Source organism: Streptomyces sp. NPDC060205, assembly GCF_042728395.1.
GTDB lineage: Bacteria > Actinomycetota > Actinomycetes > Streptomycetales > Streptomycetaceae > Streptomyces.
In genome coordinates this window covers 51,674-69,723 of the sequence record NZ_JBHWZP010000009.1, presented here as the reverse complement: position 1 = coordinate 69,723, position 18,050 = coordinate 51,674, and the positions used below count along the sequence as shown (strand labels likewise).

The following is an 18,050-nucleotide window of genomic DNA, read 5'->3' as shown; positions in this document are numbered from 1 at the left end:
CCGCTTGCGGTGGGGCCCTTCAACGTTAGTGGTCTCAGTTTTGGACCCAGTTGCTGTGATTGGACCGGCGCGGGCTCCGGTGAACGGTGATCTGCCTCGCCGCTGGTGAGGCGTCGGACGCCGTCAGTGCTGTCGACCTGGTCGTCGCCGCGACCGCCGAGTTGCAGGGGCTCACCCTGCTCCATCGCGATCACGACTTCGAGTGCGGAACCCCACGTACCCGCTGGCCTTCGGCTGAGTGCCGTGCCTTCGACGGGCGCGTCCACGACCTCACTCAGCCGGTTCAGGGAGTTCGTAGCGCGATCGTTCCCTGTGCCACCGCGCACAGCCTCCGGGTTCCCCGTGTGTCCTGCGTGTCCAGTGTCGACAGGTCGCAGCGGCAGACTATTCGGGTGCGGCCGGCTCGTACGACGTGGGCGTGGGCCCGTAAGAGGGTGCCGTCCGCCGGGCGTAGGTAGTCGATGGTGAAGCCCGAGGTGAGTACGTGTGCTCCGGCGGCGCTGCCCGCGGCGAAGGTCAGGGCGTTGTCGGCCGCGTAGGCGAGTACGCCGCCGTGCACGAAGCCGTTCTGCTGGCGCAGGTCGTCCCGGATGTCCAGTTCCAGGACCGCCTCGCCCTCGCCGAAAGCCACCAGGCGCGTGCCGAGCAGCTTGCTGAAAGGCTGCGCCGCCAGGGCCTCTTGGGCGGCGGCCAGGTCCAGGGGCAGAGGCAGGGTCAGGGGGGCCTTCACACACCTACACCTCAGTTTCGGACGTCGGGGGCGGGAGAGAGGGGGCGTGCTGTCGTTCGTCGCCCTTACTTCACTAGTGAAGTGAGAGTCCCGTACGGCTGTCGCGTCTGTCAACATCGGGGCATGTCCGAGTCCGAACGCGGGTCCGAAGTCGTAGCCGATCAGCGGTTGTTCTTTCTTCTGCAGCGGGCCGCGCATCGGCTGCGTACCGTCGCGGACCGGCGCTGTACGGCCGCCGCCGGGGTCACCACCGCGCAGCTCGGTGCGCTGTTCGCCGTGCGGGACCGGCCCGGTGGCACCCAGCGGGAGCTCGCCCGCACCCTGGGGCTGCGTGAGTCCGCCGTCACCGCGCTCGTCGCCCGGCTCACGGCGGCCGGGTTCGTCGTGCGGCGGGCCCATCCGCGCGAGCACCGGGCCGTCACCCTTGAGCTCACTGACGAGGGCGGTGCCGCCCTGCGCGCCGCCCAGCCGGAGATCGACCGCTTCAACGCTGAGCTGCGCGCCCTCCTCGGCGGCCAGGGCTTCGCGCGGACCTCCGCCGCCCTGGACCGCCTTGCCCACTGGGATGCCGAGTGAGGGAGGGAGGAGGAAGGGGGACGGCCTAGACCGGCCGACTGCCGGCGGCCGCCAGTCGGTCTCTCAGGCGGGCCGTGTCCTGCCCCGGCGGCAGGCCGTACGTCCGCCGGTACTCGCGGTTGAACTGGGTCGCCGACACGTAACCGACCTTCTCCGCGACCAGCGCCGCCGTGGTGTCACCGGCGAGGAGGAGCCGGCGGGCCTCCTGGAGGCGCAGGTGCTTCTGGAAGCGCAGGGGGCTCATCCCCGTGGCCGCCTTGAAATTGCGGTGCAGGCTCGCGGTGCTCATGTGCGCCGTCGCCGCGATCTCGTCGACGGCGAGCGGCTCGGCGAACCGTGCGCAGATCCAGCGGGCCGCCGTACGGACCCTGGCCGCGGGCGAGTCCGCCAGGGTGTAGTGCCGCAGGGTCGGGCCGAGCGCGGTGCCGAGCAGCCGGTAGAGGATCTCCGTCTCGAAACGGCCCGCCAGGGCGCGGATGTCCTGCGGGGTGTCGAGGAGCCGTACCCAGCGGGTGACCGCGTCGGCGATCTCGGGAGTCATCGGTGCCGTGACCGGGCCGGTGGGGCCCGGGCCGGGGAGAGCGGGCCGGTCGGTGCCGTCCGGTTCCAGTTCCAGCAGGAGGTCGGCGAGCCGGACACCGTCCAGGCGCAGGACCGCCGAGCGGTACGGCACCTCCTCGAACGTGGCCGTGACCGGCAGGACCAGCGAGTTGAGGAACACCTGCCCGCTCCCGGCCGTCCAGCTCCGCTCGCCCGCGACACTGCTCTTGGAGCCCTGGACGACGAAGCAGATCATCGGCTCGTAGAGCAGATCGAGCGGCGCCTGCGCCTCGTCGAGTGTCACCAGTCGCTGGCGCGGCACCGCGGTGTCGGACCACATGTCGCTGCCGTGCCGGGCGATGGCCGCGGCGAGTTCGTCCAGCATGCGCGCTCCCTGTCTGTGTCCGCGGGCCCGGGCCGGGTGGCTCTGAGAGGATCAGGCAATCCTATGCGGTCGGCTGCCCATGACCTGCGGCGTGCGCGCTCCTAGCGTTGACGGCATGACACAGCAAGACAATGGACAGCAGAACGGGCAGCAGAACGGGCAGCAGGGCGGGCAGCAGGGCGGGCAGGACGAGGGACGGCAGGACAAGAGCAGTGGGCTGTCCGTTCGTGCTCTCGGCGGGCAGGGGCTGAGCGTCGGCGCGATCGGCCTCGGCACCATGGGCATGACCATGGCGTACGGCGCCGGGGACGAACCCGGCGGTATCGCGACCATCCGCCGGGCGTACGAACTCGGCGTCACGCTCTTCGACACCGCTGAGCTGTACGGCATGGGCACCGGGAGCAACGAGCAGCTGCTCGGCCGGGCCCTGCGCGGCATCCGCGACGACGTCGTGATCGCCACCAAGTTCGGCTTCGACATGGACGCCCCGCAGAACGCCGACGGGTACGCCCTCAACAGCCGACCCGAGCACATCCGCGAGGTCACCGAGAACAGCCTCCGCCACCTCGGGACCGACCGCATCGACGTGCTGTACCAGCACCGCGTCGACCCGGATGTCCCCATCGAGGACGTGGCGGGCACGATCGGCGAACTGATCGCCGAAGGCAAGGTGCGGTACCTGGGGCTGAGCGAGGCCGGGCCCGACATCCTGCGGCGCGCCCACGCCGTCCACCCGGTGTCCGTGCTGCAGACCGAGTACTCCGTGTTCGAGCGGGCCGTCGAGGCCGACGTGCTGCCCGTGGTGCGCGAGCTGGGCATCGGATTCGTACCGTATTCGCCGCTCGGCCGGGGGTTCCTGACCGGCACCGTGAAGCCGGCCGCCGAGTATCCCGCCGACGACATGCGCAGCTGGGACGACCGCTGGCAGCCCGGCAACTACGAGCGGAACCTGACCGCCATCCGCGAACTGACCGCCCTCGCGGCGGCCAAGGGGATCTCCGTGACGCAGCTGGCCCTGGCCTGGCTGCTGGCCCAGGGCGACGACGTCGTCCCGATCCCGGGCACCCGCAGCCCGCAGCGCCTCGCCGAGAACGTGGCCGCCGCGGACGTCACGCTGACTCCGCAGGACCTGGCCCGCGTCCAGGAGATCCTGCCCAGGGGGGCCGCCGGGTCCCGTTACCCCGAGGCGATCATGCCGACCTGGTAGCGACATCCGGGGCCCGGCACACCCCGGGCCCGACCGTCGCCTCCGCGGGCCGGCACCGTCTCCTCCGCAGGTCGGCGCAGCCCTTTCCCCAGGTCAGCGGGCGATCTTCACCTGCCGTGTCTCCGACACCTGGTCGATGTCCGACGTGCGGATGGTGACCTTCATCGTCCAGGTGCCGGCGAGGGGCAGATTGAGGGACCGGGTCCCCCAGTAGCCGCCCTGGTCGGTGAGCCGGGCGTCGATGGGGCCGATCTTCTGGGCCTTGAGGGTGAAGGAGAGCTTGATCTCGGGGACGGTGGCGATGCCTCCGTCGGGGCCGATCACGACCGCCTCGACCGTGTTCTCGCCGACGCGGCCCGGCTCCAGGACGATCTGGACCTTGCCGTGGCCGCCCGGGGTGCCGACGTCGAAGGGGATCAGGGTCGTGGACGCGGTCGGGCCGCTGCCGGGGGCGTTCGCGGTGGACTCGGCCGCCGCGGCCGTCTCCAGTTCGGCACGGCCGGGCTGGGTGCCGGTCAGTACGGTCGTGATGACCAGTACCGCCACCCCTACGACGACCTCGGCGAGAACCGAGCGGCGCAGGGCGCGGTGACCGGCCCCGCCGCCTTCCGCCCCGGACGTCGGCGACGGGGACGAGGACGAGGAGTCCTTCAGCGATGAGAGCGACGGCGGCGAGGGGTCGTCGCCCAGCGGCTCCGACACCGGGTCGGCCACGGCCCCTGACCCGGCCCCGGACACGGCCATCTCCGGCACCCGTGCCTCCGCCGGTCGGGCCACCTCCGTGAGCCGGGCCGTCCAGCGGCGCGAGAAGGCCGCCGCGGCCAGCAGCAGCACCACCGCGCAGACTTTCGCGACCAGGATCCGCCCGTACGAGGTGCCGAACACCGCGTCGAAGGAGCCGAGTCCGCGCCAGGACTGGTAGACGCCGGTCAGCACCAGGACCGTGACCGAGGCGAACGCCAGCCGCGAGAAACGGTGCACGGACACGGCCGGGAGCGGGACCTCGGACCGGTGCAGCGCGGTGAGCAGGGCGCCGAGACCGCCGAGCCAGACCGCCATCGCCAGCAGATGCAGCATGGTGGACGTCATCGCCAGGGGCACCTGGATGCCGGCGGACGCGTGCTCGGCGACGGCCCACGTGCCCGCGAGGGCCAGCGCCAGGAACCCGCCGACCGCGAGAACGGCCGGCGTCGGCGCCGGTCCCGGCGCCGACGTGAGTTCCCCGGACCCGGACCCGGAATCGGACCCAGACCCGGAATCGGACCCGGCCCCGGACCGCCGCAGCGCCGCCTCCGTCCGTACGAGGAAGACCGCCGCCCCCGCCAGCAGCACGAGCCGGGCGAGCAGGGCCCAACCCGGCCTGCTCGTCAGGGTGTTCTCGATGAGGGCCGGGTCCAGGAGGGTCGACGGGCCGGTGCCGCGTTCGTACGGGCCGCGCAGGAAGACGAGGACGACCGTGGTGGCGAGGAGGGTCCACCAGCCGGCGCGCACGAGTCCGCGCAGCGGCTGGGTGCTCGGCGGGCGGCAGGCGAGGACGAAGACGACCACGCCGATGAGCAGGGCGACGGCGGCGTACGCGGCATAGCGGGCGATGTCGTAGAGGGCGCCCGAGGCGGGGTTGACGGCCGGCTCGGCGGAGACGGTGGCGGTCGTCGCGGAGGGCTCGCCGATGGAGAAGGTGAAGGCGCCGGAGATGGGGTGACTGTCCGCCGAGACCACACGCCACGCGACCGTGAACGTACCGTCGGGCAGGTCGTCGCGGAGCCGCACGCGGACCTTGTCGGAGCTGCCGGGGACGTGTTCCGTGTCGCCGCCGTTGACGCGGCGGTTCTCGGGGCTGAGCACGCGCAAGGAGTCGTCGGTGATGCCGACCGACTCGGTGAAGGTCATGGTGACCTCGCGCGGCGCGGTCTGCAGGACGGACCCTTCACGGGGGTCGGTGTTCCGCACGGCCGAGTGGGCGGACGCGGAGGTCGCGCCGCCCAGCAGGAGCAGCAACAGCGTGCCCAGCAGGGCGACGAGGGCCGCGGCCCGGTGTGTACGGCGCACTCGGACCACGTCGGCTCTCCCTGCTTCTCGTGCTCGTGCTCGTCCTGCTTCTCGTGCTTGTCCTGCTTCTCGTGCTTGTCCTGCTTCTCGTGCTCGTCGCGCGTTCGTCCGTGGCCTCCGCAGAAGCGACCTCTGGGAAGTGACCTCTGTGAAGCGGCCTCTGTGAAGTGACCTCTCAGGAAGTACGGATGTACGCGGCACGCTGTTCAACCCGTTCACCACGTCGGCCGCGCCGAGATCCCCCCGTCCACCACCAGGTCGTGCCCGGTGATCCAGGAGGCCATCGGCGAGGCGAGGAACACGCAGGCGTCGCCCACGTCCTCCGGGCGCCCCAGCCTCCCGGTGGGCACCGCCTCTTCCCAGCGGCGTACGCCCTCCGGCCAGGCCCGCGCGAGGCCTTCGCGGTCGATCAGGCCCGGCGAGACGGTGTTCACGCGGATGCCGTAGGGACCGTACTCCAGGGCCGCCGAGCGCGCGTGCATGACGACGGCCGCCTTCGACGCGGAGTAGTGCGCGTGGTGCGGGGCGGGGTGCGTGGCCTCGATGGACGCGATGTGCGTGATGCTGCGCACACGTCCACCGGGTACGTCCCCTGTATCCCCTGCGCCCCTCGTGTCCCGCGCATCCCGCGCATCCCGCATCAGCTCCGCCGCGGCCTGCGTGCACGCGAACACGCTCGACACGTTGGCGTCGGCCACCGCACGCCAGTCCGCCAGCTTCATGCCGGGCAGTTCCTGGACCGGTTGGACGCCCGCGTTGTTGACCAGGGCCGTCAGCGCGCCGCCTCCCCAGTCCGCGGCCTCGCGCACCACCCGCTGGCACTCGGACTCCACGGTCAGATCGGCGCTCAGGGCCACCGCGCGACCGCCCGATCGCGAGATGAGGGCGACGACTTCACTCGCCGCCTCCTCGTTCGTACGGAAGTGGACGGCGACGGCCGCGCCCGCCGCCGCGAACCGGAGCGCGATCCCCCGCCCGATGCCGCCCGAGGCCCCGGTGATCAGTGCCACCTGGCCTTCGAGCAGCCCGCCGCGAGAACCGGGGGCTCCCGGCACTCCGGTCACGGGCGGCTCAGCGCGGTGATCCGCGCCGCCTGTGCCGGGTAGCGGGCGGCGAGTTCGGTCCCGTCCCCGTGCTCGTACCCCTCGTAGGTGAAGCCGGGTGCCATCGTGCAGCCGAAGAACGACCAGGTGCCGTCCGCGGCGACCCGGGCGCCCATCCAGGTGCGGGCGGGCACGGTGAACTGGATGTGCTGGCCGCCGAGGACGTTCGGGCCGAGAAGGACCGTACGGGACGTGCCGTCGGGGGCGAGGAGCAGCAGTTCCAGCGGGTCCCCCAGATAGAAGTGCCAGGTCTCGTCGGCCGGGAGGCGGTGCAGGGCGGAGAAGTCGCCGGGCCGCGAGGTCAGGAGGGCCACTATCGCGGAGCCCTCGGGCCGTCCGTCGGGGCGTTCGGGACCCGCCCAGGTACGGCGGAAGAGGCCGCCTTCCTTGGGGATGGGCTCCATTCGGTAGTGCGCGGCTAGGGCTTCCGGAGTGATGTCATTGGCCACTCCCCGACCATGCCCCACCGGAGGGCGCGGATGCGCCGTCCCGCACCAGGAAAGCCAGTCGCGCCTTCTTCTCCGGCAGGTACACCTCCGGGAGGTCGATCTCCGGCAGCACGACCGGCGGGCCGAGCACGAAGCCCTGGCGGATCAGCCGGGCGATCGCCTTCTCGTTGCGCAGGTCGGGCTCGACCACGACCCGCGGCCGGTCGAGCACCCGCAGGACGTACGTGGTGAAGGCCCGGAGCAGGGCGGTGCTGTGGCCGGGCCGGCCAACGCCCCCGGGTGGCGGGCCGATCAGCAGGTGGACACCGATGTCGCCCGGCTGCACCTCGTAGCACTCGCTGACCCGGTCGGCCTCGGGTTCGTACGTCTGGAAGAGCGCGGCCGGTTCGCCGTCGAGGACGGCGAGGAACGCGTGGTGCGTGTCGAGGGAGCCGAGATGCCGGTAGGTCTCCAGCACCTGCTCCCTGGTGAAGCCGCCCATGCCCCAGAAACGGGCCCGTTCCGCCGTCACCCAGGGGTGCAGCACGTCGAGGTCGGCCTCCGCGTCCACGGGCACGACACGGACGGTGCCGAGACCTTCGACGGCCTCCTCGTGGACGGCCGCGCGGTCGTGAAAAGCAAAGGTCGGGGTCGGGGTCGTGTACGCCGTCATGCGCTGTCCTCGTTGTTCCTGTTGTTCTTGTTCTTGTTCTTGTTCTTGTTGTCGTCGTGGGACCGGTCCGGGCGGAGCTGGGTCCAGTCGGTGGTCACGGGGGCCAGTTCTCCGCCGAGCCACAGGGGGAGCTGGTCGCGGTGGTGCGGTGCACCCGGTACGCCCGACGCGCCGAACGGCACCACCCAGAGGCTGTCCTCACGGCGTGCCAGGTCCCACACGTAACGGGCGGCGGGGCCCCGCGCGGCCCGGTCGGTGAGCCCCGGCACGGCCGACGTGCACAGCACGCAGTCGTGATCGCCGGAGAGTCCCGGCTCACCCGCGTCGTACGCGGGGTCCGGCACCGCACGCCAGGGAGCGAGGCGGTGGGTGTCGCCCCACACCCCCTTCGGCGGGTCCCCGGCCACCTCCTCCACGGCCGCCCTGACGATCTCGGCGCGGTCGATCCCGTACAGCGTCTGCGCCGTGAGGAGGTTTTCGAGGGCGAAGGCGACGCGGGGGAGGAGCGCGAGCCAGGGGCGGAACACCTCGGGATACGGCGGGGGTTCGGTCAGCGGGGCCAGGGCGGGGTGGGCGGCGAGGCGGCGTACGACGGCGCCGCGGACCGCCGCGTACACAGCCGCCTCCGTGCTGTCGGCGGCCATGTGGCGGTCCCAGCCGAGGAGTTGACCGCGCAGGGCGGCGGCCTCGGGGCTGAGGTCTTCGAGGGCGGCGAGGCGGTTCAGCAGCGGGGCCGCGGAGGCGAGATGGGTGTCCATGTGGAAGGCTGCCATGTCGGCGGCCTTCCAGTCCTTCCGCGCGTCGAGGAGGGTACGCAGACGGGTGGCCCGGTGCGGGGGCGCGAACTCGACGCCGAGGGGACTCGCGGGGCCGCGCTGGTTGGCCATGACCGCGATGCCGTCGTCGACCGACCCGCGCGGCAGGGGGGCGTACCAGCCGCGCCACTCGTGGCCGGGCTCCCAGGCCGGGACGATCCGGGTGCCGTTCAGCGGGTCCCGTACGGGTACGCGGCCCGCGACGCGGTGGAGCAGGCCGCCTTCGGTGTCGGCCGCCTGGACGACGTTGACGGGCTCGGCCCAGTCGTCGAGAGCGCGGTCCACGTCGGCGACCCGGCGGGCACGGAGAAGGGGCAGGAGGGCACTGAAGCCGAGATCCTGGGAGACGCGGGGCGGGTGGCGGAGGCTGACGGGGCCACCGGTCGGGTTCTCACGCCCGCCATCGCCACTGCCACCGCGACCGCCACTGTGGGGGTCCGGGCCGGGGTTGATGATGACCGGGCCGCGGTCGGTCTCGATCACCTCGACCTCCACGGGGTCGGCGCCGGCCACTTCGATCAGCTCGGTGCGACGGGCGGCCGGGTGCCACCTCCCGTCCGGGCCGAGCGTCTCGACCGGCCGGCCCTCTCCGCTCTTGCCGGTCTCCGCGGCCTCTCCGTCGCCGGACCGCCGGAGCCGCTCCCGGTACAGATCCTGGTAGTCGGCCATCGCGTTGGTGATCGCCCAGGCCACCGTGCCGGTATGGCCGAAGTGGGCGATGCCGGGAACGCCCGGTACGGCGAGACCCACGACATCGAACTCCGGGCAGGCGAGGCGGACTTGCTGGTAGACGCCCGGCGCCTCGATGAACCGGTGGGGATCGCCCGCGATGACCGGCAGCCCGGTGGCGGTGCGCTCACCGGTGACGAGCCAGCCGTTGCTGCCGGAGGTGCCGGGCCCGTCGGTGGCGAACAGACTGACGGCGTCCGGACCGAGATGGCGTACGACCTCCTCGCGCCACAGTTTCGCCGGGAACCCGGCGAACAGGATGTGCGTGGCCAGCCAGACGCCCAGCGGGGTCCACGGTTCCCACCGGCCGGGGGCGAGCCCGACGGCCCCGAACTCCGGTGCGCTGCTGGCCCCTTCGGGCAGGCCCTCGTTGACCCCGTCGACGTACGCCCGGACCCAGGCGGCCGTCTCGGGGTCCCGTCTCTCCAGGGCCGTGAAGCAGCGTCTCGCCGTGTCGTCGAGCAGGGCCTGTCTCGCGAACCGGTCCCAGGCGAGCGCGTCCGCGCCGAGGAACGCGGCCGAGGTGCCGCGCGCCCTGTGCCGCTCGACCTCGATCTGCCAGGCGCGGTCGTGGGCCGTGACGAGGCCCTGAGCGCGGGCCAGTTGGAACGCGTCGCCCGCGCGCAGGTGCGGGACGCCCCAGGCGTCGCGGTAGATCTCGGCAGTCACCCTGCGTCTCCCCCTCGATTGAAGATTAGGTTAGGCTCACCTAATTAACGTGTGGCGGAATCGTACGCGAAGGGTGAAAACGGCATGGGGCAGGGGCACGGCTGGGAGGGCGCGGTCCTCAAACTGTTCCGGGGCAAGGACTTCACGTTCACGGTCCTGGGCGCTCAGGACGTCACCGAGCACTACCGCCGGCTGCACCTCTCCGACGGCGGCATGCTCGCGGCGACCGGGGTGCACCCGACGATGTGGGTACGGCTGTGGTTCGACAACGCGGGCAAACCGCATCAGCGGGCGTACACCCTCGTGGACCCCGACCCCGCCGCGGGCACCTTCGGTCTGGAGTTCGCGCTGCACGAGGGGTGCGCGAGCGATTGGGCGCGGTCCGCGAAGGCCGGGGACACCATCGAGGCCACGGTCCAGGGCACCGGCTTCACCGACCCCGACCCGGCCCCGTCCCGGGTGCTGGCGATCGCCGACGCGGCCTCGCTGCCCGCGCTGAACTCCCTGCTGGGCGCGGTGGGCACGACGCCCGCGACGATCTGGTTCGAGACCGCAGGGAGCAGCGGGAGCGGCGCGGGCAGTGGGGGCGGGGATGTCCGGGGCATGGACGGGCTGCCCCTGCGGGTCGACCCGGCCCGCCACGACCTGCGTACGGTTCCCCGGCTCGACCGGGGCGCCCACCTGGTGGCGCAGGTGCGGGCGGCCGTACCGGAGCTGCTGAAGGAGACCGCCGACCCGTACGTGTGGATCGCCTGTGACACGGCGACGACCCGCTCGCTGGCCGCGTACTTCCGCAAGGAACTGGCCCTGCCGAAGCAGCGGGTGAACGCGCTGGGGTACTGGCGAGCGGCCTGAACCCGCGCGCGGGATGATCGGACCATGGACGTCACCCTGCATCTCGCCCAGCAGCCCGAGGCCGACGAACTCCTCGGGCGCAGCCCGCTCGCCGCGCTCGTCGGCATGCTGCTGGACCAACAGGTCCCGATGGAATGGGCGTTCGCGGGCCCGTACACGATCGCGCGGCGGCTCGGCGGGGACGATCTCGACGCGCACGAGATCGCGGCGTACGAGCCGGAGGCCTTCGCGGCCCTGCTGTCCACGAAACCGGCCGTGCACCGCTACCCGGGCTCGATGGCCAAGCGGATCCAGCAGCTGTGCCAGTACCTCGTGGAGCACTACGACGGGGACGCGGCGAAGGTCTGGGAGGGCGCGGACCCGGGTACGGGGGCCGGCGCGGTGACGGGGGCGGAGCTGTTGCGGCGGCTCAAGGAGCTGCCCGGCTTCGGCACCCAGAAGGCGCAGATCTTCCTCGCCCTGCTGGGCAAACAGCTGGGCGTACGTCCGAAGGGCTGGCGGGAGGCCGCGGGGCCCTACGGCGAGGCCAGGTCCTTCCGCTCGGTCGCGGACATCACCGGCCCGGAGTCGCTGACGAAGGTGCGGGCGCACAAGCAGGAGATGAAGGCGGCGGCGAAGGCGGCGGCCGAGACGACCGCGAAGGCGGCGAGGACCGGGTCCGGGACCGGGAAGACCACGAAGACAACCAAGACGGCGAAGACGGCGAAGACGGCGAAGACGGCGAAGACGGCGAGGACGGCGAGGACGGCGAAGGCTTCCGACGGGTGAGGTTCCGTGCGTGCGTGCGTGCGTGCGTGCGGGAGAGCGGACGGACCGCCGCGTTCAGTCGTTCGGGTGCCACGAGTGGCAGGGGTCTCGGTACCGGCTGAGCATGAGGCATGGCCGAGGTACCGAGTGGCGGCCCCTGGGGGCCTGAATACGACGACAGGCGGGCCCATGCGGCCCGCGACCCGCGCCGGGCCGGCGATCTCCACGCACCGGACCGGCTCGAAGGTCCCCTTTTCCTGCTCTCCCGCACCGCCTGGCAGGCCGTACTGGCCGCCGGGATCGCCGCGCTGGCGCTCGGCATCATGATGCTGGTGTGGCCGAAGGCGACGCTGTTCGCGGCGGGCATGCTCTTCGGGCTCTATCTGCTCTTCAGCGGTGTGCTCCAGCTGGCCTCCGCCTTCGGGACGCACACGACGACCTCCCTGCGGGTGATGGCGTTCATCAGCGGAGCGCTGTCGATCCTGCTGGGCCTGTTCTGCTTCCGCGGCGCGATGCAGTCGATCCTGCTGCTCGGGCTCTGGATCGGCATCGGCTGGCTGTTCCGCGGGGTCACGCACACGCTCGCCGCCGCGTCCGACCCGGCCGTGCCCGCCCGGGGCTGGCAGATCCTCCTCGGGATCCTCAGCTTCCTCGCCGGTGTCGTCCTGATCGTCTCCCCCTTCGAATCGGTGGCCGTCCTCACCGTCGTCGGCGGCGCCTGGCTGCTGGCCCTCGGCATCACGGAGATCATCACGTCGGTCCAGATGCGCAAGCGGGCCCGAGCCGTACCGCGCGCGTTCTGAGCGGGACGGGATGGCGTCGTACGCGCCCGGGCCGACCCGGGTCCCGGTACCGGCCCCGGCCCCGGCCCCGGCCCACAGCTCTACGCCGAACGGGCGGTTCTGCGGGGGCGGCCGATGCACCGGGCCCTCCGACCGGGGACATGACCTCTCATGAGCCTCGACCGGAGTACCGACAGGAGTCCCGAACTGGGTCCTGACCGGCGTCCTGACCGGGGCCCTGACCGGGGCCCGCATCGGAATCCTGGTCGGCTCGTCGCGCGTCCTCCGCGTCGGCCCGCCCGGCAGCGGCTCCTCGTGCTGCTCGCCTCCCTGCTGTGCGCGGTGAGCGCGGTGTGCGCGGCCGGTTCGGCGGGCGGGCACACCGGCATCCGTACGGCCCCGCCCGCCGCCGTCTCCAGCGAGCCCGGTCTCGAACACCCGCACGACATCCTGGACACCGCATTCCGGTCGGCCGCCCGTCAGGGCCACCGTCCCCAGGTAGCCCAGCGGCCTGCGGGGCGGTCCGCGTACCGCCCGGCCGCCGCGGCCGAGCGCCCCCGTCCGTGGGCCCGCGCCTTCCACCACGCCCCCGCCCCGCGCGCCCTGCGCTGCATGGTCCTCCGCTGCTGAGGAGCCCGGTCTCGACCGGACAGCTCTCCCTCCCCCAGCAGCACGAGAGGACTCTCTCCATGCCGATGGACCCGTACGCGATCCTGCGCGCCCTGGTGCGCGCCGAATCCCTCCGCAACGCGCCGAAGACGCCCCCTGAAACCAGCCGGGCCACGCCGAGCGCGAGCCCGAGCGCGAGCCCAGGCCCGACGGTGAAGACGACACCGTCGTCGGGTTCGGCCTCGGGCACGGCTTCGGCTTCGGCTCAGACCCCGTTCCGGAATCGCGAGCGCGACTGAGTCGACGGGGTCGGCCGAACCGACCGCGGGGGCGGGCCACGGCCGGCCCGCCCCCGTCCTCGCCGCCGGCGAGAGCAGCGGTTCTGGTTACGGACTCCGGCTACCGCCTGCGCCGGGCCGTGCCGAAGACCGATCGGGTGATCTCGCGCCCGATCTGCGTACCCAGGCTGCGGGCCAGCGACCTGAAGACCCCGCTGCCGACTACCTGCTGGACGACGGACGGCTCCTCCTCGGCCTTGCGGTCACGGCCCCCGCCCGCACCCTTCGCCGGCTTCGCGCCCGCCTCCCGGGCCGTATCCGCGGGCTCGACCGGCTTCGCCGTCTGCGCGGACGACCCCGCCTCCGCGGCCCGGAGCTTCTCGTACGCCGATTCACGGTCGACCGCGAGGGCGTAACGCGCGTGCAGCGGCGACTGCTCGACCGCCCGGTCCAGGACGGCCGGGTCCACCGGGCCCATCCGGGACTGCGGGGCCCGCAGCCGCGTCGCCGCGACCGGCGTCGGCGCGCCCTTCTCGCTGAGGACGGTGACGACTGCCTCCCCGGTGCCGAGGGCGGTGAGGACCTCCTCCAGGTCGTACGGGGAGTCGGGGAAGGTCTTCACCGTGGCCTTGAGCGCCTTCTGGTCGTCGGGGGTGAAGGCGCGCAGCGCGTGCTGGACGCGGTTGCCCAGCTGGGCGAGGACGTCCCCGGGTACGTCCTTGGGGGTCTGCGTGACGAAGAAGATGCCGACCCCTTTCGAGCGAATCAGCCGGACGGTCTGCGTGATGGCTTCCAGGAAGGCCCTGGACGCGTCGCTGAAGAGCAGATGTGCCTCGTCGAAGAAGAAGACGAGTTTCGGCTTGTCGAGGTCGCCGACCTCGGGGAGGTCGTGGAAGAGATCGGCGAGGAGCCACATCAGGAACGTCGAGAAGAGCTGCGGTTTGTCCTGCACGGCGGGCAGCTCCAGCACGGAGACCGTTCCCCGGCCGTCCGCCGCCACCGTCAGCAGTTCGTTCGTGTCGAACTCCGGCTCCCCGAAGAACGGGCTCATCCCCTGCGCCTCGAACGCGGTCAGCGAGCGCAGGATCACCCCGGCGGTGGCCGTGGAGAGCCCGCCGATGCCCTTCAGCTCGGACTTTCCCTCGTCGGAGGTGAGGAAGGTGACCACGGCCCGCAGGTCCTTCAGGTCGACCAGCTCAAGCCCCTTCTGGTCGGCGTAGTGGAAGATCAGGCCGAGCGACTGCTCCTGCGTCTGGTTCAACCGGAGCACCTTGGACAGCAGGACCGGGCCGAAACTCGTGACGGTCGCGCGTACGGGGATGCCGTGGCCCATGCCTCCGAGGGCGTAGAACTCGCAGGGGTGACCGGCCGGCGTCCACTCCTGGCGGACCTCCGCGGCCCGCGTCCGCACCTTGTCGTTCTCCTCGCCGGGCGCCGAGATCCCGGAGACGTCACCCTTCACGTCCGCGAGGAAGACCGGCACGCCCTGCGCCGACAACTGCTCGGCGATGAGCTGCAGGGTCTTGGTCTTGCCGGTACCGGTGGCGCCGGCCACCAGGCCGTGCCGGTTCAGCATCCCCAGCGGGATCCGGATCTGCGCGTCCGGCAGACAGCGCCCGTCCCAGAGCAGAGCCCCCAGATCGAGCGCGGCGCCCGGAAAGGCGTACCCGGAGGCGATCTCCAGGGCTTCCGGAGGGAGGGAGGAGGCGGCGCCGGGCGTGCCGGAGCCGGGCGCCGCTCCGGCGCCGGGCATGCCGACCCCGGGGGTGGCGGACCCGGGTGCCGCGGACCCGGGTGTCACGGACCCGGATGCCGTGGCCTCCGCCGTCCCCGCCCGCCGCGCTTCACTGTCAGTCATTTCAGGCCCCTGTTCCCGGGTTTCCCGAGACCGTTCTCGGGCCGTTTCCTAACGGATCATGAACGGGTGATCTGGGAGAATTACCGGTTTGCCCATATTTACGACGTCATTTCCAGCGTCGCACTCCGGCGCCATGGCTGCGCCCGGAAGCTCTTGGCCGGTAGGCTTTCCGTGTGATCTTCAAGCGCATCGGAAACGGACGGCCGTACCCCGACCACGGCCGGGAAAGCACCCGGCAGTGGGCGGATGTCGCGCCGCGCCCGGTCCGCCTCGATCAGCTGGTGACGACCAAGGGCCAGCTCGACCTGGAAACGCTGCTCGCCGAGGACTCCACGTTCTACGGCGACCTCTTCGCGCACGTCGTGAAGTGGCAGGGCGACCTGTACCTGGAGGACGGCCTGCACCGCGCCGTCCGCGCCGCGCTCCAGCAGCGCCAGGTGCTGCACGCCCGCGTCCTCGAACTGGACTGAGCCCCTCCCGCACCCGGCCCGGTTCACCCCTGGGTGGGTGACGCCTGCCCGGGTTGGCCCTTTTGGGTTGGACTGGACCCCGGTCAATGATCATCTAGTAGGCATCGTCGCTCCGGCGCACTACGCTGCGCCCATGAGCATGCTCACTCCCCCTGGCATGGGCGGCCAGTACCGGATCACGGGGGACAAGTACCCACGGATGCGCAGAAACCGGGGGCGCCGCAGGATCGTGCTCGCGGTCGCCGCCTCCGTCACCGCGCTCGGACTGGCCGGCTGGGGGACCCTGCAGCTCATCGACGTCTTCACGGGCGGCGGCGACAAGGCGTCCGCGGCGGGGTCGGGACCTGGCTGCAAGGCGTCCCCCTCGCCCTCCGCGAGCCCGTTCAAGGCCCTGCCCGAGCCCGGCCGGATCACCGTGAACGTCCTCAACGCCACGGCCCGCAAGGGCCTCGCCAAGGACACCGCGGACGTGCTGAAGAAGCGCGGCTTCAAGATCGGCGCGGTGGGCAACGCGACCAAGGCGTACGACAAGAAGGTCGACGGGCCCGGCATCCTGCTCGGCGCCAAGGCGGCCACCGACGGCGCCCTGCCCGTCCTCGCGACCCAGCTCGCCGGTGCCGAGCAGAAGACCGACACGCGGGCCAGGCCCACGGAGGTCGACCTGATCCTCGGCAAGGGGTACAAGGCCCTGACGGCGAAAGAGGACGCCGACAAGGCACTGACCGCATTGGCCAGGCCCGAACCGGCGCCCTCGACGAAGAAGGACTGCTGAGGAAGAACCGCTGAACAAGGACCGATGAGGACCGACGAGGACCGCTGCGGCAGGCGGTCCGGTCGGTCCCGCTACTCGGCCGCGCCGTACATACGGTCGCCCGCGTCGCCCAGGCCCGGGACGATGTAGCCGTTCTCGTTCAGGCGCTCGTCGACCGACGCGGTCACGACGGTCACCGGGGCGCCCGCGAGATCGCGCTCCATGACCTCGACGCCCTCGGGCGCGGCGAGCAGGACCACGGCCGTCACGTCGTCGGCGCCGCGCTTGATCAGCTCCTGGATCGCCGCGACGAGGGTGCCACCGGTGGCCAGCATCGGGTCCAGGACGTACACCTGGCGTCCGGAGAGGTCCTCGGGCATCCGGGTCGCGTACGTGGACGCCTGGAGCGTCTCCTCGTCGCGGATCATGCCGAGGAAACCCACCTCGGCGGTCGGCAGCAGCCGCACCATGCCGTCGAGCATGCCAAGGCCGGCCCGCAGGATCGGTACGACGAGGGGGCGCGGGTAGGACAGCTTGACGCCCGTGGTGGCGGACACCGGGGTCTCGATGTCGACCTGTTCGGTGCGCACGTCCCGCGTGGCCTCGTAGGCGAGCAGGGTGACCAGCTCGTCGGCGAGCCGACGGAAGGTCGGGGAGTCGGTGCGGCGGTCGCGCAGCGTGGTGAGCTTATGGGCGACCAGGGGGTGGTCGACGACGTGGAGACGCATGTCCACCAGGGTATCCGGGCCCGTCCAGGGCGCCCGTCGCCCGTCGCCACCTGGGTCGGGAACAGTTCGCCGATGCCACCGCGCAAACCTCCGCTGGCATCAAACCGCCCGTCGGGGGGAAAGTGGGAATGACCGACTGGGGGTGTTGCCGATGCCGGACCCGGAGCGACAGAACCGGGAAGACCTGGAGAGCGACGCCCAGCGCCGCAGGCGCAGGGCCCAGTTCCTGCGTGAGCTCACAGAGGCCCGCGAGCTGCGCGACAGGGTGCAGCCGCGCCGGGCGAAAACGGCCCGCCTGCGGCACGCCATGCGCATGCGCACGTTCCGCTGGTAGCGCCGCCGGGGCGGCTCCGCGGGCGGCAGCGGCGGGGCGGGGGCGACTGGCCGGGATCCGCGGGCGGGCGCGACTGGCTGAGGTACCGCAGGCAGGGCGCCACTGGCCGGGGTACCGCGGGCCGGGCGCGACTGGCCGGGGTACCGCGGGCCGGAGCGCCACTCGCCGAGATACCGCAGGCCGGACGCGACTGGCCGGGGTACCGCAGGCCGGGCGCCATCGGCCGGGGCACCGCAGGCCGGGCGCGACTGGCTGAGGTATCGCAGGCCGGAGCGCCACTCGCCGAGATACCGCAGGCCGGACGCCACTGACCGAGGCACCGTAGGCCGGACGCCATCGGCCGGGGCACCGCAGGCCGGGCGCGACTGGCCGGGGCACCGCAGGCCTGGCGCCACTGACCGAGATACCGCAGGCCGGGCGCGACTGACCGAGATACCGCAGGCCGGAGCGCCACTCGCCGAGATACGCAGGCCCGGGTACCGCGGGTCGGGGCGCCGGCAGGGCCCGCCGCCGTGGGCCGGCTGCCGGACACCGCGCCGGCCGCGGTCGGGCGAGCGCCCGCACGACCGGCGAATGCAAGCCGGGAGCCTCCCAGCCGTCCGATGCCCAACCGCCCGATGCCCGCCGCCCGCCGCCCGCCGCGCCACAGGAGGCGCAGGCCAGACCGCAGACTGCGCAAGCCGGGCCACAGGCTGCGCAAGGACCGCAGGCGGCGCAGGCCAGACCGCAGGCGG

General features: G+C 72.4%; 19 protein-coding genes and 1 pseudogene. 11 read left to right on the top strand and 9 right to left on the bottom strand.

The annotated features are described in order from the left end of the window. Window positions 1–119: 119 nt before the first annotated feature. Window positions 120–206 (top strand): annotated as a pseudogene (locus tag ACFWGJ_RS03090) (VapC toxin family PIN domain ribonuclease); the annotation flags it as partial. Window positions 207–283: 77 nt separating this feature from the next. Here ACFWGJ_RS03090 and ACFWGJ_RS03085 read toward each other — a convergent pair. Then, window positions 284–730 (bottom strand): PaaI family thioesterase, encoded by a 447-nt coding sequence (locus ACFWGJ_RS03085; protein ID WP_387320519.1) that lies wholly within the window; start codon window positions 728–730, stop codon window positions 284–286. 123 nt (window positions 731–853) lie between these two features. Here ACFWGJ_RS03085 and ACFWGJ_RS03080 point away from each other — a divergent pair, with 123 nt between their 5' ends. Continuing rightward, a complete protein-coding gene (locus ACFWGJ_RS03080) occupies window positions 854–1,306 on the top strand; it encodes a MarR family winged helix-turn-helix transcriptional regulator (RefSeq protein WP_387320516.1) in 453 nt (150 codons plus the stop codon). A 25-nt stretch (window positions 1,307–1,331) separates the two neighbouring features. Here ACFWGJ_RS03080 and ACFWGJ_RS03075 read toward each other — a convergent pair whose 3' ends face one another. Further along, entirely contained in the window at window positions 1,332–2,231 is a 900-nt protein-coding gene (locus tag ACFWGJ_RS03075; RefSeq protein ID WP_387320514.1) for an AraC family transcriptional regulator N-terminal domain-containing protein, read from the bottom strand. 217 nt (window positions 2,232–2,448) lie between these two features. Here ACFWGJ_RS03075 and ACFWGJ_RS03070 point away from each other — a divergent pair, with 217 nt between their 5' ends. Further along, window positions 2,449–3,438: an aldo/keto reductase gene (locus ACFWGJ_RS03070; RefSeq protein WP_387320528.1), complete on the top strand. Its 990-nt coding sequence runs from the start codon at window positions 2,449–2,451 to the stop codon at window positions 3,436–3,438. 93 nt (window positions 3,439–3,531) lie between these two features. Here the strand turns inward: ACFWGJ_RS03070 and ACFWGJ_RS03065 are convergent, their stop codons facing one another. From ACFWGJ_RS03065 to ACFWGJ_RS03045, 5 genes are all read right to left on the bottom strand, one after another. Beyond that, complete coding sequence (locus tag ACFWGJ_RS03065; RefSeq protein ID WP_387320512.1) at window positions 3,532–5,496, bottom strand: copper resistance CopC/CopD family protein; 1,965 nt, start codon at window positions 5,494–5,496, stop codon at window positions 3,532–3,534. A 206-nt stretch (window positions 5,497–5,702) separates the two neighbouring features. Then, a complete protein-coding gene (locus ACFWGJ_RS03060) occupies window positions 5,703–6,542 on the bottom strand; it encodes an SDR family NAD(P)-dependent oxidoreductase (protein ID WP_381832556.1) in 840 nt (279 codons plus the stop codon). Window positions 6,543–6,547: 5 nt separating this feature from the next. Then, window positions 6,548–7,027, bottom strand: coding sequence for a cupin domain-containing protein (locus tag ACFWGJ_RS03055; RefSeq protein ID WP_381832559.1), 480 nt, complete (start codon window positions 7,025–7,027; stop codon window positions 6,548–6,550). 1 nt (window position 7,028) lies between these two features. Next, window positions 7,029–7,691 (bottom strand): GNAT family N-acetyltransferase, encoded by a 663-nt coding sequence (locus ACFWGJ_RS03050; protein ID WP_381832550.1) that lies wholly within the window; start codon window positions 7,689–7,691, stop codon window positions 7,029–7,031. Further along, the gene (locus ACFWGJ_RS03045) at window positions 7,688–9,904 is read right to left on the bottom strand and encodes a penicillin acylase family protein (protein ID WP_387320510.1); all 2,217 of its coding nucleotides are present in this window, start codon (window positions 9,902–9,904) and stop codon (window positions 7,688–7,690) included. The genes ACFWGJ_RS03050 and ACFWGJ_RS03045 overlap by 4 nt, the downstream gene beginning before the upstream one ends. Before the next feature lie 84 nt (window positions 9,905–9,988). Between ACFWGJ_RS03045 and ACFWGJ_RS03040 the strand changes: the two genes are divergently transcribed. From ACFWGJ_RS03040 to ACFWGJ_RS03020, 5 genes are all read left to right on the top strand, one after another. Then, window positions 9,989–10,759, top strand: a complete 771-nt coding sequence (locus ACFWGJ_RS03040; protein ID WP_381833264.1) for a siderophore-interacting protein — start codon at window positions 9,989–9,991, stop codon at window positions 10,757–10,759. Window positions 10,760–10,783: 24 nt separating this feature from the next. Continuing rightward, window positions 10,784–11,527, top strand: a complete 744-nt coding sequence (locus ACFWGJ_RS03035; RefSeq protein WP_387320508.1) for an HhH-GPD-type base excision DNA repair protein — start codon at window positions 10,784–10,786, stop codon at window positions 11,525–11,527. 110 nt (window positions 11,528–11,637) lie between these two features. Then, a complete protein-coding gene (locus ACFWGJ_RS03030; protein WP_387320506.1) occupies window positions 11,638–12,309 on the top strand; it encodes an HdeD family acid-resistance protein in 672 nt (223 codons plus the stop codon). A gap of 294 nt (window positions 12,310–12,603) precedes the next feature. After that, window positions 12,604–12,918: a hypothetical protein gene (locus ACFWGJ_RS03025; RefSeq protein WP_387320503.1), complete on the top strand. Its 315-nt coding sequence runs from the start codon at window positions 12,604–12,606 to the stop codon at window positions 12,916–12,918. A 59-nt stretch (window positions 12,919–12,977) separates the two neighbouring features. Continuing rightward, a complete protein-coding gene (locus tag ACFWGJ_RS03020) occupies window positions 12,978–13,196 on the top strand; it encodes a hypothetical protein (protein WP_387320501.1) in 219 nt (72 codons plus the stop codon). Between the two features lie 100 nt (window positions 13,197–13,296). Here the strand turns inward: ACFWGJ_RS03020 and ACFWGJ_RS03015 are convergent, their stop codons facing one another. After that, entirely contained in the window at window positions 13,297–14,928 is a 1,632-nt protein-coding gene (locus ACFWGJ_RS03015; RefSeq protein WP_387320525.1) for a helicase HerA-like domain-containing protein, read from the bottom strand. Between the two features lie 278 nt (window positions 14,929–15,206). Here ACFWGJ_RS03015 and ACFWGJ_RS03010 point away from each other — a divergent pair, with 278 nt between their 5' ends. Continuing rightward, window positions 15,207–15,503 carry a type II toxin-antitoxin system VapB family antitoxin gene (locus ACFWGJ_RS03010; RefSeq protein WP_003999914.1) on the top strand — a complete coding sequence of 99 codons (297 nt, stop codon included), beginning with the start codon at window positions 15,207–15,209 and terminating at the stop codon, window positions 15,501–15,503. A gap of 133 nt (window positions 15,504–15,636) precedes the next feature. Continuing rightward, window positions 15,637–16,275, top strand: coding sequence for a LytR C-terminal domain-containing protein (locus ACFWGJ_RS03005; RefSeq protein ID WP_381833096.1), 639 nt, complete (start codon window positions 15,637–15,639; stop codon window positions 16,273–16,275). A gap of 71 nt (window positions 16,276–16,346) precedes the next feature. On the opposite strand, the gene upp is transcribed toward ACFWGJ_RS03005, so the two are convergent. Next, window positions 16,347–16,982, bottom strand: a complete 636-nt coding sequence (gene upp / locus ACFWGJ_RS03000) for a uracil phosphoribosyltransferase (RefSeq protein ID WP_314416236.1) — start codon at window positions 16,980–16,982, stop codon at window positions 16,347–16,349. Between the two features lie 151 nt (window positions 16,983–17,133). On the opposite strand from upp, the gene ACFWGJ_RS02995 reads away from it, so the two are divergent. Then, window positions 17,134–17,316, top strand: coding sequence for a hypothetical protein (locus tag ACFWGJ_RS02995; protein ID WP_107020608.1), 183 nt, complete (start codon window positions 17,134–17,136; stop codon window positions 17,314–17,316). Window positions 17,317–18,050 lie beyond the last annotated feature (734 nt).

Bases quoted from the DNA above. Each gene is read 5' to 3' on its own strand.
- ACFWGJ_RS03080 (WP_387320516.1), top strand. From the start codon at position 854: ATGTCCGAGTCCGAACGCGGGTCCGAAGTCGTAGCCGATCAGCGGTTG.
- ACFWGJ_RS03075 (WP_387320514.1), bottom strand. From the start codon at position 2,231: ATGCTGGACGAACTCGCCGCGGCCATCGCCCGGCACGGCAGCGACATG.
- ACFWGJ_RS03050 (WP_381832550.1), bottom strand. From the start codon at position 7,691: ATGACGGCGTACACGACCCCGACCCCGACCTTTGCTTTTCACGACCGC.
- ACFWGJ_RS03040 (WP_381833264.1), top strand. From the start codon at position 9,989: ATGGGGCAGGGGCACGGCTGGGAGGGCGCGGTCCTCAAACTGTTCCGG.
- ACFWGJ_RS03035 (WP_387320508.1), top strand. From the start codon at position 10,784: ATGGACGTCACCCTGCATCTCGCCCAGCAGCCCGAGGCCGACGAACTC.
- ACFWGJ_RS03030 (WP_387320506.1), top strand. From the start codon at position 11,638: ATGGCCGAGGTACCGAGTGGCGGCCCCTGGGGGCCTGAATACGACGAC.
- ACFWGJ_RS03020 (WP_387320501.1), top strand. From the start codon at position 12,978: ATGCCGATGGACCCGTACGCGATCCTGCGCGCCCTGGTGCGCGCCGAA.
- ACFWGJ_RS03015 (WP_387320525.1), bottom strand. From the start codon at position 14,928: ATGCCCGGCGCCGGAGCGGCGCCCGGCTCCGGCACGCCCGGCGCCGCC.
- ACFWGJ_RS03005 (WP_381833096.1), top strand. From the start codon at position 15,637: ATGAGCATGCTCACTCCCCCTGGCATGGGCGGCCAGTACCGGATCACG.
- upp (WP_314416236.1), bottom strand. From the start codon at position 16,982: ATGCGTCTCCACGTCGTCGACCACCCCCTGGTCGCCCATAAGCTCACC.
- ACFWGJ_RS02995 (WP_107020608.1), top strand. From the start codon at position 17,134: ATGCCGGACCCGGAGCGACAGAACCGGGAAGACCTGGAGAGCGACGCC.